Origin of the sequence: Acholeplasma equifetale ATCC 29724 (genome assembly GCF_000687735.1) — a bacterium.
Lineage (GTDB): Bacteria > Bacillota_I > Bacilli_A > Acholeplasmatales > Acholeplasmataceae > Acholeplasma > Acholeplasma equifetale.
Genome location: NZ_JHXL01000002.1, coordinates 131,847 through 148,908, shown reverse-complemented (window position 1 = coordinate 148,908; position 17,062 = coordinate 131,847). Strand labels below are relative to the sequence as shown.

The 17,062-nt window shown below is 28.4% G+C and carries 7 protein-coding genes and 1 tRNA gene; 1 reads left to right on the top strand and 7 read right to left on the bottom strand.

Annotated features, from left to right (window positions below; translation table 11 throughout):
- Positions 1-60 precede the first annotated feature (60 nt).
- Entirely contained in the window at positions 61-417 is a 357-nt protein-coding gene (locus T434_RS0102165; RefSeq protein ID WP_162150628.1) for a hypothetical protein, read from the top strand.
- Positions 418-842: 425 nt separating this feature from the next.
- On the opposite strand, the gene T434_RS0102160 is transcribed toward T434_RS0102165, so the two are convergent.
- The 7 genes from T434_RS0102160 to T434_RS0102130 form a co-directional block, all read right to left on the bottom strand.
- Positions 843-1,370, bottom strand: a complete 528-nt coding sequence (locus T434_RS0102160) for a hypothetical protein (protein ID WP_026399699.1) — start codon at positions 1,368-1,370, stop codon at positions 843-845.
- Positions 1,371-1,581: 211 nt separating this feature from the next.
- Positions 1,582-1,905: a hypothetical protein gene (locus T434_RS0102155; protein WP_162150627.1), complete on the bottom strand. Its 324-nt coding sequence runs from the start codon at positions 1,903-1,905 to the stop codon at positions 1,582-1,584.
- Between the two features lie 457 nt (positions 1,906-2,362).
- A tRNA-Cys gene (locus T434_RS0102150) sits at positions 2,363-2,437 on the bottom strand.
- Positions 2,438-2,483: 46 nt separating this feature from the next.
- Positions 2,484-4,265, bottom strand: a complete 1,782-nt coding sequence (locus tag T434_RS0102145) for a DUF2357 domain-containing protein (RefSeq protein WP_026399697.1) — start codon at positions 4,263-4,265, stop codon at positions 2,484-2,486.
- Positions 4,266-4,280: 15 nt separating this feature from the next.
- Positions 4,281-5,801 carry a hypothetical protein gene (locus T434_RS06610; RefSeq protein ID WP_051614327.1) on the bottom strand — a complete coding sequence of 507 codons (1,521 nt, stop codon included), beginning with the start codon at positions 5,799-5,801 and terminating at the stop codon, positions 4,281-4,283.
- Between the two features lie 11 nt (positions 5,802-5,812).
- Entirely contained in the window at positions 5,813-7,168 is a 1,356-nt protein-coding gene (locus T434_RS0102135; RefSeq protein ID WP_026399696.1) for an EAL domain-containing protein, read from the bottom strand.
- Between the two features lie 14 nt (positions 7,169-7,182).
- Positions 7,183-17,049, bottom strand: a complete 9,867-nt coding sequence (locus T434_RS0102130; RefSeq protein ID WP_026399695.1) for a cadherin-like beta sandwich domain-containing protein — start codon at positions 17,047-17,049, stop codon at positions 7,183-7,185.
- Between the last annotated feature and the right edge of the window lie 13 nt (positions 17,050-17,062).

The window sequence follows — 17,062 nt, the reverse complement described above, 5'->3', positions numbered from 1 at the left end:
ATTACTGTTAAAAACTTAACTATTCTACTAATGGATGTTATCTCTCAAATGAAATTTTATATGAAAGATTTAACACCAAACATTACATCATACATAAATGAAAGTGTAACTGTTTGTGATGCTGATTTAGAAAATGCTAATGAAAAGATAGACTTATTAAATTTCAAAACTAAACTTTTATCTGCAAAAAACAATCTTCCAAGTTACTTTAAGTTTATTCGTAATATTAATGACTCTTTAGATATACAAGAAATTAAAAGAATATTTGCTGCAATTACAATCCACTCAATATCAAATTTTTCTATCAAACTTAATCTTCTTGATAATGGTGAATATAATCATAAGTTAATTGAGTCTGTATTACCTTTGAAACTTGGTTATAAAAATGTTGATGTTACATATTCCGTTTATCTATAAAGTTCGAACTCGTGTCACAACTTAATTTTAGTTTATAATTACAAAAATAAAAGTCCATCATGTCGGTCGTTAAAGACTTTAAGATGGACTGTTTTTTTATTAAAAAATGCCCTAAAAGGGCATAATTTGGTGTTATTTGGTAGTTTTTCGCTACCAATTCAAGATTTCTTTGGAGTCTCTTTTTACCTTAACTGAATTGGCTTTTTTAAGTGAAAATACTACAACTGCTATGAAAATGCCAAATCGGGAAAAATCCAGTAAAATCGAGTAAAGGTGGGTAAATAACGGAAAATAGTTTAAAGTCTACAACTGCTATGAAAATCCGTCACAGGGTTGTTTGTGAGTAAATAGTGGAAAATGGTAACCCAATTTCTTTAGCATATGGCTTGTTGAGTTATATGAGATCACAATAACTTTGAGTTTTATTAGAGAAAACTCATGAAGAATAAAACCACCATTGTTACAATAAACAAAGCTGATAGCATGGTTATTAATATCTTATCGCTTTTTACTTGGTTTTGAGTGTCATTATTAAGTAATCTTTTTATTTTTATTATATTGAAAATTAATATGATGGGTAAAACAGGAATATTAATTAATAGATGAGTAATTGAACTTAATACAATATAAATCAAAAGGAAAGGGAATATTAAAATGAAAAATAATGCTTGCCTCAATGTTCTAATACTAAAGTTTGACAGAAAGTAAAAATGTCCTGGTATACTCCAAAACCCTAAGAACAAGAAAATTTTTTCAAAAGTATTCAAATCATTCCAAGATTCTACAAATCCATTATATGTATATCCTATTGGATAAACATAAAACCCCCAGCCACCCTCTCCATGTCTATTCGTATCAAAATTAAATCCCTTTTTTAGCCTTAAGTATTCTTTGCCAGAACACAAAACATATACATAAGATGTTGTTTCTGAACTATATGTTCTATATGCCATAATCGCTCCTTATACTAGGTTGATGCTTCTCATGAATATCTTTTAGTCTTGAAAAAAACTGATAAATTCGCTCCGTTTTATGCGAGTACTATATTGTTTATTAATCGTAGTTGTAAAACCAAAATCAATATATTTTCTTTTATGAGTGATTTTTGACATTATATCTTTTGCTAGTTTTCTATTAATCCAAAAATCATATCTTTTTCCATACTCAATGGTTACTGGCAAGCTTATGTAACCAACTTGTGTTGATGAAGCATTTATCATTAAATGCTTGTTCTCGCTTTTTTTTACCTGTAAATAAAACAAAGTTTTGAACTATTTGAACCGGGAAACTACTAACATTGGTAATCATTATAACAAAATATTCTTCAGTCTCTTTTCCTGAAACTAATTGATTATATATACCATGATTAATAACCACCCGTGGTCTTTCGCTTCTAATTGCTAAGTATAATGCAACGACTACAGCACAGAATGTTCCTATGATAGATAATGTTTGTAAAATTGTACTTATTATTTCATAAACGTCCATTTTGTTGACCCCCTTTGATTTTTTCACTTATTTTATTATCATTTTCTTTGTTTCATAAAATCAAATCCTTGATTTTAACATTGATTCCCAAAGCGATATTCATAAATACTTCAACTCTTCATGTAGTATTTTCATAATTCAAAAATTTCTTCTATACAAAAAGATTAATCATTTAATCTCCAATCACAACTTAACTTTACTTTAGTTTATCATAATTGGAGAACATCAGGTGGTTATTTATAATAAGTCTCTTGTCAAACTTGTACAAAGTCTATTTTTAAACTATGTTCACCTGAAATAGAGTTCGTATCAGTATCGCCAACTTTTATCATTTATATTATGCGTCAGTCGATGGGATTCGAACTTATTTATTGGTACCCTTAAAAGACAAAAATCACCCATTTTTGAGTTTTTTTTGCTGTATTTTATCTTTTTTCTTACTAATAGAAGATTGAATTGGAGGCCCCGATCAGATTTGAACTGACGCGTAAAGGTTTTGCAGACCTCTGCCTTACCACTTGGCTACGGGGCCAAAACGCTATTATATTATAGCGTTAGAATCATAAAAAGTCAATGTGTTAAACCTTATTTTGACCTGTTGAGATTTTTTCTTCAATTTGGTTTAATTTGTCTTTTTCTTTACTTATTTCTTTAAATTCTTTTTGTTGTAATTTATTTAATTTATTAAGTTCTTTTTCAAGTTCTTTTTGCTGTAACTTAATAAGTTTTTCTTTTTCTTTTGTTAATTTTTTCTTTTCAGACTCTTTGAGTTTTTTAAGCTTTTCTTTCAACTCTTTTTCAAGTTGTTTTTTGTATCGTATAAGTTTTTGTTTTTCTAATCTAAATTGAGATAAATATTTTCTTCTTTCTTTTTCAAGTTGAGTTTTCGTTTTCTTTTCTAAAATTTTAGATTCATCAGCTAATATTTTTTGAATACGATCATCACTTAATTGTTGTTCTAACTTGATAAGTTCTTGTTGACGCGCTCTTATTTCATCTTCCCATTTATGTTCAAGCTCTAAAATTCTTCTGAAATCTTTTTCTTTTATCTCACGAACGATACTTGCAATTTTATGTTTTTGATATGCTTTTTCTAATGTCTTAACAGGATCTTTATCAAGAACTAATTTAGAAAATACATCTTCATCAGCATTATATTTTAATAATGATTCAAAAACACCATTATGAATTTTTAAAGACTCTTCCATCGCTTCATATAAACTTACTTTAAATTCTTTATTAATTTCAACTGGTTTTGGTATTTTTTGTCCAAACATCTTTTTATATTGAACCATAAAATATTCATTTAAACTGACGTTTTCAATTTTTAAATTTGGACTATCATCTAAAATAATTTCACCCGGTAAATCATAAATAATTTTTGTCGGAAGTTCTTTATATGATCTTTTATCAATGTCTTCAGTTTTTATATCAATTTTATTATGAGCTAAAATTGTTGATATACTTGCCATTAAGAGACGTTCAATATTTTGTTTATAAATAGGCGTAAAACGCTTATTTATCTCTTCAACTTCATAATCATAACCTAATTCATAATGTTGATCTAAGTAAAGCCATAAAAAGTATCCAGCTTTAAAATCAGGATTTTTAAGAATGATTTGTGTCTTAATAATAGGTGGCGTGACACGTTTATATTTTTTCATTTCTTTCATGAATCCTGAATTAAAAAGCATTGTAATTAACTTATGTAATCTTTCCGCTCTTCTTAAAACATTTTCATTATGCAAATCTTCTTTTCTTTGACGAATAGATTCTTCTTGCGTAATATCAATTTTAACCTGATATTTTCTGCTTGAAAAATTTAATGTGTTATCTGTGTAAAAATGGATTTTACGTTTTGCATATAAATGTTCTTTTATCTCTTTAATACGTTCATACACATAACTTTCTAAGCGATAGATTAAGGTCATAATAAAGCGGTTTTCATAAATACCATATTCAATTTCTGATAAATCTGATAAGATTTTTTCAGGAATTACTTCATCTTCATTTTCATTTGATTCTTTTAAAAACTGCGTATGACTTGATAAATGTTTAATCGATTCATTTGTAACACGTTTTACTTTTTCAATTGGAATAATCTCTTCTTCGTATTTTAAATGTGAACGCATGTTTCTTGTAATACGGTTAATATTTGGAAAATAGGATTCTATTGTTGTAATCCATGTATCATCAAACTTTTTTCGTTCTGTTTTTTGTTTTTGGTAAAGCGTCTTATTACCGCTTTTGAGTGCATCATAAAACGCTTTAGCAAAGTCTGTATTTTGTTCTTGATTTTCAAATGCGTCGACAAGCATTTCATAATAAAGTTCTATATCATAATTAGGATTTGAGTTCAAATCGATACCTCTTTTCTAGAATTGACGGATATATGAATTGAGCATCTTTTTAGAATCTTGGAAATTTGTTTTACCGAAAAGCTTGTCAATTAAATCGATTAATTCTTGTAATTCATCTTGTAAAAATGGAAGATTGAGTGATTCAAATTTTCTTAAAATTTTACGACTTACCAGATAATCAAGTGCTTCAATTTCAGAACCACCTAATGCCATATAAACAGGTACAAATGTATGAATTTGTTTATTAATACGGTTACCAAATGCTATTTGGAACTTATCGATAATAAATTCATCAAGTTTAGCTAAGTTTTCAATAAGTTTTGGTGTCATTTGATACTCGTTTAATGCTTCTACAAAAAGATTTTTTAAATAACTATAACTCATTCTCACACCTTCGGTGTAAGGTGCATCAAAAACAGTCGCTTTATCATTCATCTCAATTGATGCAACACGGTCATACACTTTATCTGTAATCATAAATGTTGAATCATCTTTATTGGCAGTTCCTACAAACCATACATTTTCAGGAATTCTTAGTTTTCCATTTTCAAAGTGAATTGGATCTTCTGGTTTTTGGTCTGTGATTAAACTAATTTTCCATTGATTTGGATCTGGCATTTCTAGAATTGATAAGAAGTCAGCAAAGTAATACTCTACTCTAGCTAAGTTCATTTCATCTAAGACGATAAAGTTGATATCTTTACGATAAGTTGTTTCATATAATGCTTTTAAGAAGTCTGTTTCGTTAAATCGCTTTGTAAACTCATTTAAGTAACCTAACATTTCGCTTCGATCGCGCCATGAAGGTTGAACAGAAATAATTGCTGCATCATTTTGGAAAAACTTCCCCATTGCATATGCTAAAGATGTTTTACCGGTCCCTGAAATACCTTCTAGAACCATTGTTTTTGATGTTGCCATACCTGCAAAGAAAATACGAATTGTTTTCTTAGAATAATAAAGTTTCAGTTGACTTGCTGAAAAACTTTGGAATCGGTCAACTAAATCTTCTAATGAAAGTTTATCTTCATCTCTCATTTTAATATCTAAAATTTTATATTGATACGCTTCATCAACACTTGTTAATAATGTAAAGCGATTTTGTACATTTGATCCTTTACTTTGTTTTCTAGTTGTACTTGCCGTAGATGAATCTTTAGCTTGATCGCTTAATACAAGCATTGCATTTTTTTCATCAATGAGTTTTAACATTTCATAGTTCAATTCAGATACTTCTTGTAATAATACTTCCTTATCTTTTTCTGTTTTAACAAATCTTACATATCTAGCAATTAATTGAATAATTAATACAAAGATTAAGGCTGATAAAACAACTAAAACAACAATTGATATAATCGCTAAAATCCATTCTAGTGTCGAAAATGACTTACTATAAACTAAGAATGTTTCATAGTATCTAATGATGTCACCAATTGTTCTTTCATAAATCAAAGTAAAGAAGTCTTTGAAAAAATTCCATATATTTTTTACAATCTCTTTAAAAAGTTCTATAAACCATACTGCAAACTGTTCCATATAATACTCCTTTACTTCTTAACCTTATTCATATAAGGTAATAAGTCATCACGTAATAATTTTTGTCCGATAAATAAGCCTTCTACATAAGGTATTGGATATTGATCAACTAAAGCATAATCATTTTGATCCTTAATATTGATTAAATTTAATGATTTATATCCATTTTCATCGATAATTTTGTTTAATAATTGGTGATACTCAACTGATACTTTTAATCTTTCAATGTCAATATACTCTTTAACATCCTCTAATTTAATATTTTCTAAATATGTTACAACAAATTTAAAGTTTAAATTTTTAAGCTTTAATATATTTTTTTGAACCTTAATATCTTGAATATGTTCATTGATATATAAAAGATTTAATTGAATTTGATTTGGTCGAATTTTATATTTATGAGCTAGTGCTTCTAATCTTTGAATGAATACATCATATTCTAACAACTTACTATTTATCGGTAACTCAATAAAGAGTTCTTGATAAACATCAATCGCTTCTTTTAATTCTTCAAAGGCTCTTTCAATTGCCCATAAACTAAACCAATATACATCTTGACTTGATTCAAATGTTTTTAAAAATTCAATGTGCTTAATTTGACGGAGACTTGTTTTATACTCCATTTCAAGTTCCAATCCAACAATTCGTTCTAATTCTTCATGTTGAATTGGTATATATCGAAATATAAATTCTTGATTGTATATTGAGTTTTCAATTTCAATATATCGTTCGATATCATAACTATTAATCACTGAGTTTGAATCATAGTTTTTTACCATGTTGCCCCCAAGCTTTTTGGCACCAAATAGGGTGCCAAAAAGTTGTGAGAGCATTTTATCTAACGACGCATTTTCTTTAATCGTAATAAAGGAGATAGTTAGGGTACGATCTATTGGTATTTGGTTTTGTAAGAAAATACGTCGCTCGACAACATTCTTAAAACGGTCAGCCACTGTACTTAGTTCTTCATCTCTATATAACTCAGGGCTGTAAACAATAAAGGTATCTCTTTGTTTAGTTTGTGCAAACTTCCATCCAACTTTTAAATTCATTTGGATGAGTTTTCCAATCTTATTTAAATATTCACTTAATGATTCTTCTGTCAAATATGTTCTTAGTTGTGTGAAGTTATCAATAGATATTAATCCTAATGTGAAATTAGATTTTCCTATTTCAATTTGGTGTTCTAAGAATTTCATGAAATCAGGATATTTCATGATGTTATTTAAATATTTATATCGTTCATTTTTATATCTTTTATATTCTTTTTTATTCAAAATTAAGAACAACCAAATAAGTCCACATGATACAACTAAAATAACAATGGATATAATTATTTGATCAGTTTGAGTTAGTAATGTATTCATGTTCTATCCTCTATCTATATAATCATACGATTACGTCGATCATCTTTCTTTTGACGAGATTGTTTAATTAAGAAGAATACAACAGTAGATACCCATAATAGGATAACTGCAATTAATAATACAGTTAATAAGTAATCTGGTTGTGCTTCTTTAACAACATGTAATCGATAATAAGCTTCTGTTCCATCTTCGGCAACAACTCTAATTAAAATAACGTTCTTACCTTGTTCAATGCCATCCACTTTAACTTGAATTTCTTGAGATGGTGTACCATATTCATAATCAACAATTGATACTTTAGCATTCGGATGTAATGCTGATGCGTATACAAGTAGATCATTTACATCACCTTTGACGGATAAATAATATTGATATGTATTTTTATCAAATGTAAGTTCATATCCACCAACAGAAAGTGAAGCTAATTGTGCATTATTTGATGGTATATGTTCTTTAACGATTCTTAATGTATAAACGTTAGTAATTAAACCATCAGCACTTCTAACATAGATATATACTTTTTCTTCAGTATTTCCTACTTTATAAGTACCAAATCCAACGACTTGTGCACCAACTGTATCTTGCGCAGCACCAGTGATACGTACATATTTAATATTCGTATCAATCTTAATAATATATTCAAATGCTTCAGGATTAAATATAAAGTCATCATAAAGTTTAGCAGTTGAATCATCATAAACATCTTTATCTGAACCCTTAATATGTAGTGATTCTAATAATGCATTTGAATCTACATAATTAATGGTTAATGTATATGTATTGATTTCACCATTTTGAGCTCTCACTGTTACTGGGAATACGTTTTTACCTGATTTTAGTTCAAATGTTCCAATACCAGTAATGGTTCCACCAAAGGCTGTTGCCCCAATTTGGATTATTGGATTTTGTGTAAATGGTAAACTCATTTCATAACTATTAATATCTGGATTAAAGTTAGGAACATTGACACCATTTAATGTTAAACTACTTAATTTATTTTCTGTTAACGCTTCTTCACGAATTACATGAATTGTATATACATTAGATTGATTAATTTGACTTAATGATTTAACGTATACAGAATAAACAATAAGATTTGAATTACCAAACGCTTTAATACCATCACCATATACGATACCACGTGCTTTAACTTGTAAATTCATTGTTGATATATCGTATGGAACAGTAATTGTATATCCTGTATTTGATTTATCAAATTGTACTTTTGATAATAAGTTTGTTCCTAAATAAATAACATTATCGCTACCATAAAGGTTAAGTTCTTCAATTTCTGCAATATCTTCTAACTTAATTTCACGATAGAAGCTGATTGTATATTTTAATACTTTTCCACTTTCTGCCATAACAGGAATTGAAATAATTGTATGATATTTACCATCAATTAATCCTTCTAGTAATTGATTTCCTGTATTGAATACTTGTGCTTTTGGGTCATTAGGTTTTGCATCAATATTAACTGACATAATGTTTTGACTATCAAGGTAAACAATATAATCATACGTTGTACTTACAAATGATGATGTAAATTCAATTAAGTTTCCATTAGCATCGTATACATGTAAGAACTTAAGTGTTGCATCATCACTTGGTTTTTCACGAATCACTTCAATTTGATAATTTAAACTTCTTGCACCTGATTCAGAGACAACATATACAACAAAGATATTTGAACCAACCTTTAAGTCTCGTTTTGTACCTAAACCATATATTAGTGCTTTAGGATGTGCTTCACCGATGATTTCAATCATATCAACTTGATATGGAACATTTACTTGATAGTTATAACGATTCACATCAAATACTTCGGTAAATGGATAGTCTACAACTTCTAAAGACTTTAAAGATGTATCAAAACTTTGACTCTTAACTGAAACAGTATAATTACGTTTTGAGCCATCTTCAGCAGTAACTTCTACAACAAATGTATTTGTACCTGGTTTAATTTCCTTTTCACCATCACCAGAAATTAATGCTGTTGAATCATTTTTAATACCTTCAATAATAATTGAATCAACCTTTAATTCATCAACAACAATTTCATAATATAAATTTTCACTATCAAAGTTTTCAATGGATTTACCGTTAATTTTTAAATCTTTTAGTGTATTATCTGTACTTGGTAATTCACGATGAACAGTAATCTTGTAAGGTTTTGATGTTTTACCACTTAAGCTTACCATGATAAATTCAATCACAGTGACTTCACTAGGATCTTTTAGTGTAAATAATCCTGATTTATTGGATGTTGCACCATTCATGTTGTAAATATTTAAGTTTAGTGTATGAACCACATAAGGTACGGTAATTTCATATTCGTAAATATGAGATTCAAAACGATTTAATGCGTTTTGATATCCAAGATAATTCTTAGAATCATTTCCAACTAATGAAATATCATGGATTGCTACATCATCTTTTGGATCAACTTCTCGTGTTACTGTTAATTCAATAGTTTCTTTAGTTATGCCATCTTCAGCAACAACTGTAAATACAAATGTTTCAGTTGATTTGCCTTCTTTTGTAGTAAGTTGTAATACACCATCATTTAAAACACTTGCATAAGGACTATTTGGAATGACATTAACATCTATATGGGTAATATCTAATTCTGTAATATCTAATGCATATTTTTTAATTGTTGGATTAAACGTTGGAGAAATATTTAAAATGTCTCCATCTAAAGTTGTTACAATTAAATCTTGAATACTAGCGTTTGAATCTTTAACTGTATCAATTTCAATTGTATAGATTCTAGGTTCGATAGATAAATCTTCAGATTGAACAAAGATATGATGTAACTTTTTAGTACTTGAAATAACAACATCTCCATAAGTTACTTTAGCGTTTTCTGGACCTAAAGCTTTAATCTCGATATTTTTTGTTGTCTTTTCAATATATACTTTAATGTAATTTTGAGTTAAATCAAATTCAGTATGTAAAATATCATTTTCAATTTCTAGAATCTTTAATTCTTTTAATTCGTTATCTTTAGAACCTTCTAAACGAGTCACTTCAATTGTATATATAATTGGGTTAAGATCGCCATTTTCAGCTTTTGCTTGTACTTCAATTGTAATTGATTTACCCGGTGTTAAAGCATATACTTTAAGGTTATTACGTCCAACTAAACTTGCACCTTCCGAAACGATAGCTTGAAGCTGAACAGATGTTACATGATATGGTACAGTAACACTTGTTTGTAAACCTACGAGTGGTTCAAATAAACCTTCAAAGTAATTAATTTGATCGCTTCCGATAAGTTCAATATCAAATACATCATAGTCTTTATTAGGTTCTGTTTTTGATTGAGCTTGAAGTAATCTAATTTCATAGGTTTTTGTTGAATTATCTTGAGCTTCCACCGTAATTTGATAAACTTCAAATATTACATTTTGATATGGAATCACTTGTTTAACACCTAAACCTAAAATACTTGCATGACTACTTGTAGCTTCTGCTTTAATTTCTAATTGATTTAAAGTGTATCCTTCTTCTAATGTAATTGTATAAATAGAAGTTGCAGGATGGAATGGCACATCAAATGATAGTATAACTTGGTTTGTTAAGTCAAATACTTCTAAAGACTTAAGCGTTGTATCACTATCACCAGGTAAACGATTAATGATAATTTCATAAACTTTCCCCACCATTCCATTTTCCGCAATTGCGTAAATTTCAAATATATTTTCTCCAACCTTTAATGATTTTTGTCCAGCACCTTTCTTAGTTGCATAACTATCTGTAACAAAATCAAGATTAAGTTGACTTACTTGATAAGCAACATCATCAAAAATATACTGTGTTTGATTTTCACGTACTTCAATTGTTTGATTTCCAAATGTAATTGTCTTTATTGTATTGTCTTTATTGATGACATTTACATTTACTGTATATGTCTTCTTAGTTACAGTATCTTGTGCAGTAACAAAAATTTGAAATTTATTCATACCTTCATGGAGTGTTACCCATCCTATAGTACCTGTAATAATTTGATTTTCATGACCTAATTCATACTCAAATCTTAGTTTTTCATAATCACGTGTTAAGTCTAAATTATATGTATATGTTTCTTTATCAAATGAAATAAGATTTACTTCATTTTCATCATAAACATATAATGCATCAAGATATGCATTTTGGCTTGCAGGTTTTCTTGTAATAATAACACTATATGGTGATGATTCAGTTTGGTTTTCTGCAACTACTTTAAATGTAATTTGTTTAACAACATTTGGTGTTAATGCTGCAACTAACTCACCAGAAACGGTTGAATTTGGATCGATTGTATGAACGATTACTTTTACACTTGAAATTTCATATGGAACTTCTAAAATCATTTGATTAAATGTATCAAATGACTTAATAAGAACGTTATCAAGTGTATAAACTTCAACTAAATCGATACCTTTTTCATTACTCAAATCTTTTTTCTTTATAATTCTAATTTGATATGTAATTGTACTTCCATCTTGTGCGGTGACTAATATACTGTATATAGCATCAATTTCACCACTTAACTCAGTTACCTTATGATTACCTAATCCGGTAATTGTTGCATAAACACTTGATGCCTCTGCTTCAATTTCAATATCTTTAATTGAACCGTAAGTTTTACCATCTAGTGTAATTGTGTAGAAATAGCTATTTTTATCAAAAGTTTGATCAAAAATTAACATGTTTTGATTTGTTACATCATAAACTGTTAAGTTCTTTAATGTAGCATCGCTATCACCAGGAAGTCTTGTGATTTCAACAGTTAATTTTTGACCTGCTTGACCTAATTCAGAAATGGCATAAATTTCAAATGTATTTTTACCTACTTTAAGTGTCTTTAATCCATTTCCAACTTTAGTTGCAAATTGATCAGTTATAAAATCTAATGAAAGTTCGCTAATTTCAAATGGAACGTCCATAAATACATAATTTGTAAATGAGCTATTTACTGTAAGTGTTTCTTCTCCAAAGGTAATAGAGTAAATAGAATTATCTGTGTTTTTAACTGTAATTTTGACGATATATTCATTTGTAATAGATGTATCTTGTGCAGTAACAAAAATTGAATAGATATTCACTTCGCCATTATTAGCAGTAATTTTACCTACTTTACCAGTCACAGTTTGATATTTATGACCTAATACATACTTAATTTCAAATGATGTTTCCCCACGTGGAACATATATTTCATAAAGGTTCTTATTTGAATCAAATTCAATTAAATTAACACCATTTTTATCAAGTACTTCTAAATTTTCTAAATTTGCATTTGTATTTGCTTTTTGACGATATATTGAAACAGTATATGTATCTGATAATTTACCACTTTCTGCTTTAACTTTAAAGCTAATTAAAGTTGCTGCATCCGCTGTTAAAGCTTTAAATAAAGAACCTTCAATTTTCGCACGAGTATCTAAAGTATAAACGATTAATGTAGCGTGTGTAATTTCATAAGGTACATTTATACTCATTGCGTCAAATTCACTAAATTCTGTAATAAGATTGTTGTTTTGATCATATAGTTCAATTTTTGCAATTTCATTATTATCACTTAATTGACTACCTTTTATAATTGTAATCGTATATGTTTTTGTTAAATTGTTTTCACCTTTAACATAAATACTAAATTGTTGATTAATTGAACCATCTGATTGAACATTTAATTTAAGTGTTGTATTAATGTTTTGAGTTGGATATACAACATCATTTAAACCTACTACTAAAGAAATTGATTTATTATTTTTAGTTGCACTTGCTTTAACTAAAACTTCTGTAATGTCTAAATCACTAGGTAATAAAATTGATTTATTACCATTTAATAAATCCATATCTGTGAGTAGTTCAATTCCATTTGCTGAAACACTTAAACTATCTAGTAAATTGTCATCACTAGCTTCATTTAATTTATATTTAAATGTATATAACTCACCAAGTGATCCATCTTCTGCTTTAGCACGAATTGTAAATTGTGTTTCATTCGTTTTAAGTTCATATGTATTTGCTAAGAACTCAACACCATTTATCAATACTTTAGCAAACGCATCATTAAGAATGACATCTAAACTTAAAATTCGATTAGTATATGAAAAAGTACCTAAATCATAAACTTTAGTTTCTTTTGTTAAATCGATTTCATTTTCATTAATAATGATTGAATTAATTTTATTATCACTATTTTTTTGTGTAATAATAATTTCATAGTAATGTATAGTCTTACCATCTTCAGCAGTTACAATAATTGTAAATGTCTTTGTTCCACCAGGTGATAATGTTAAATTTGAATAGGTCTTATTAATTGTTTGATTCATATGACCTGGTTCATAGTTAATCTTTTGAAGATATACTTCACGTGGAACTTTAATATCGTAAATTGTACGATTATCTTCATATGTAGGTATTACACCATCTAAAAGATTTTTATTTGAAGTTGTTATAACTTCTAATAAATTAAGGTGTGTTTGACTGCTAGGTTCTTTACGATGAACTTTAATATAATACTTTTCCTTTGTTTCTTTATCTTGTGCAGTTACTTCAAATGTTAAAATGATTTCTCCTGTTTTTGTTAGAAACCAGTAACCATCCATTAAAGAAGGTGTGAAAGTAACGGTTGCTTTTGAATCTTTTTTAGTAAACACTTCAACATATAGACGATTAGTACTATATTCAACTGCTGCTAATGTTAATGTATTATTAACAAATTGAGATGCTAAATATGTATTGTCACCAACCATCACTTTTTCAATTTCAGTAACGTTGTTTGCACGTAATACTGATATTTTATAAGTTCTTGTTGTCCCTTTTTCTGATGTTACAACAATAATAATATCTTTTGTTTCGCCACTATTAATTGTATATGTTTGTTCAAAAATCATTAAACCATTTTGGAAATAACTTCCATTGTCTTGAAGGGTTGCTAGAATATCAAAACTATCCATTGAATCATCAATTCTTAATTTATAATCATTGATTAATGGATTAAAGTTAATTGGCAATTCTTGTCCATTATGAGATATTACTAATGTATCAATTGTATTAATATCTCTATATGACCCACGTGCGATAATGATTTGATATTTTTGTCCTTCTGTACCAGCTTCAGAAACTGCATAAACCGTAACAGTTGTACTTAACCCTGCAGCATTTAATGATATAAATCCATTAGAATCAACACCACTAATAACTTTAGCTGATGAATCTTGAGTTGTTACAATTAATTTAACTCGAGATACTTGAGCTGTAACATTAATTGTATATTGTGTTGTTGTTTCGTTAAATTGTAATGGATATGCTATATTTTCATCATTTAAGACTTGAATGCCAGTAATTTTGTTGTTATTACTTGCAACAATAAATTGGAAATAATATGTGTTTGTTGTACCTGCTTGAGAAGTTACAGTCACTCTTACATCATATCTGACACCACGGTCAAATTTAATACTTTGACCATTAGTGTATGTAGTATCGGTTGATTTTTTATATTGATATAAAACAGTTGTAGTTGTTTCACCGTCTGTGACTTCACCTTTTACAAAAACAGACCCAGATGCAATTATAGAAGGGTCAAGAAAAGTTACCCCTAAGAATGAAGCCGGTGTTGTATCTTTAATGAAACCATTCACTTCAAAATCGTTAATTGTTAGCGATTCTAAAGTATTAACTGTTTTAGCAGCTTCTCTTTTGATTTGAATTGAATAATTTTCAGTTACAGTAGTATTTTCAGCTGTTACCTTAATGTCAAATGTTAAAACTTGTTCTGCTGTTGAATTGAATGTTAATGTTCCAGTGATTGTATTAGCACTATTACTAAAATCACCTACACCACCGCTCTTTTCAACTTTCGCTTTAGTATGTGTTGCAGAAACACTAATACTTACCTTATTTATTGTATATGGTATTGCAACATTTAATACAAAAGTATTACCTGTTTTTGTAAATGAATTTAAATCAAATATAGGGGTTATTTCACCAAAATTGAATCCTTCAAGTTTAAATGTCGTGTCTGTTGATAAAATAACAATTTTAAATGAATAAGATTTCGCTGTTCCATCTTGAGCGATGACTCTAATTTCATATTCATGAATACCTTCTTCAAGATCATTTAAATCAATATTACCACCTGTAACCAAGTTACCATCTTTATAGACAGTAATTGTTTGGTTCTCACCGAGAACACCTGTAGGATTGATTGTAATAATGTCGTTTCTATTTGTTACATTATATGTATAAACACCATTCACTGCATTAATGGTTTTTGTCCCTGTTGATTCTATAACTTCAACTTTAGATAAATTTGTATTACTTGATTCTTTACGTTTAATTGATATGACATATTCATGTTCTGAACCATCTTCAGCAATTGCATGAATCGTAATTGTATGTGTTTCACCTTTAGCAATTTGAATAGCTGTTGCATATTTAAAAATATTTAAAAGATTTTTCTCTTTTTCAAAATTGCCACTTGTTCCATCTCTCATACCAGTAGAAGATGTAATTAATGTTTCAAAACTTACTGATGAAATAGTATTTTCTAAAAATTCAGCTTGCATACGATATAAATTTGCTTCTTCTGGTAACAAAATTTCTGTTGTACTTGAGTAAGTTGTATTATTTTGATCTCTTACAATAAACGTATTAAGTGTAGCAGTTTTTTCTGCATCTTTTTGTTTAACAGTTAACTCATAAACATTCTCTAAATCGCCAACTTTAACAATAATAGATACCGTATGTATACCAGGTGTTAAATTGACAAATTTATACACATTATTAATCTTTGTTTGATTGACACCATCTAACTTAATTATAAGTGTTGCATCAGAACTTGCAGCTTTAGGATCGATTGTAAATCCTGTTGATCTTTTAGATGCAGGAATTATAATTGAGTAATTGTTTTCATCCGGATTAAAACTTGGAGATAACGTTGTTGATGAATCAGCAACATATTTTAATTCAGATAATTTTAAATTTGCCTCCGCAATAGCAACAAAGGTGATGGTGTACACCTCTATGGTGCCACCATCAGTCACTGTAATTGTTACTTCATCGCCTACTTGAATTCGATTTGCTTCACCTTTAGTTTTTTCTATGACAACTGATGCTGATGATTTATTTGGTGTAGCTTTAATTAATTCAGTTAATGGTTTTAAACTTTCTAAATATGAGATGCTTGCATTAATCTCTTTAGAACTAACACTGTATCCTTGTGAACCAATATTAAGTGATTTAAGTGTTGCATCTTCGCCTTGTAACCCAGCTTTAAAACTGTTTACTTTAATTTGATTATTGTCATATTTTATATTAGATGGGTTCATACTTGGGTCAATACGTGATATCGCCGTAGATTCATCTCCAAAAAAGTTCAATCCAAACTCCAACGTATCATCTGATGTAAGCTCTCCTTCAAGAACTAAATTTACTTCTGCTATTTTAATATTTGTTGTTGGAATTTTGATATTTATATATCCCGCTTGAGTTATACTGCCTAATCCTAATTGAAAATACGCATTAGATATACCACTTTCAAAGGCCTTGTATGATGTGCGTCCTTCTTTAATCTCATAAAAATCTGCCCTACTATAACTATAAGATAATTTATTGTTAGTTATTATCCATGAAGCTTTAATACTTGATAATTCTCTTTCTTCTCCGACTGATCTAACATAAACCTCAAATATAAATTCATTATATTCAGTGTCTAAATTTTCATATAATTCTTCAATAGATAATTCAGATTTTTGAGAATTTGCTTCAACAATCGTGATCTCAAATAGTGGATCATACGAATTTGAATACACTTCAGTTGTTAGTGATATCATTGTTATTAATGTAAAAATAAATAAACACACTAAACTATATATTTTTTTCTTCATTGTTATTTCCTCT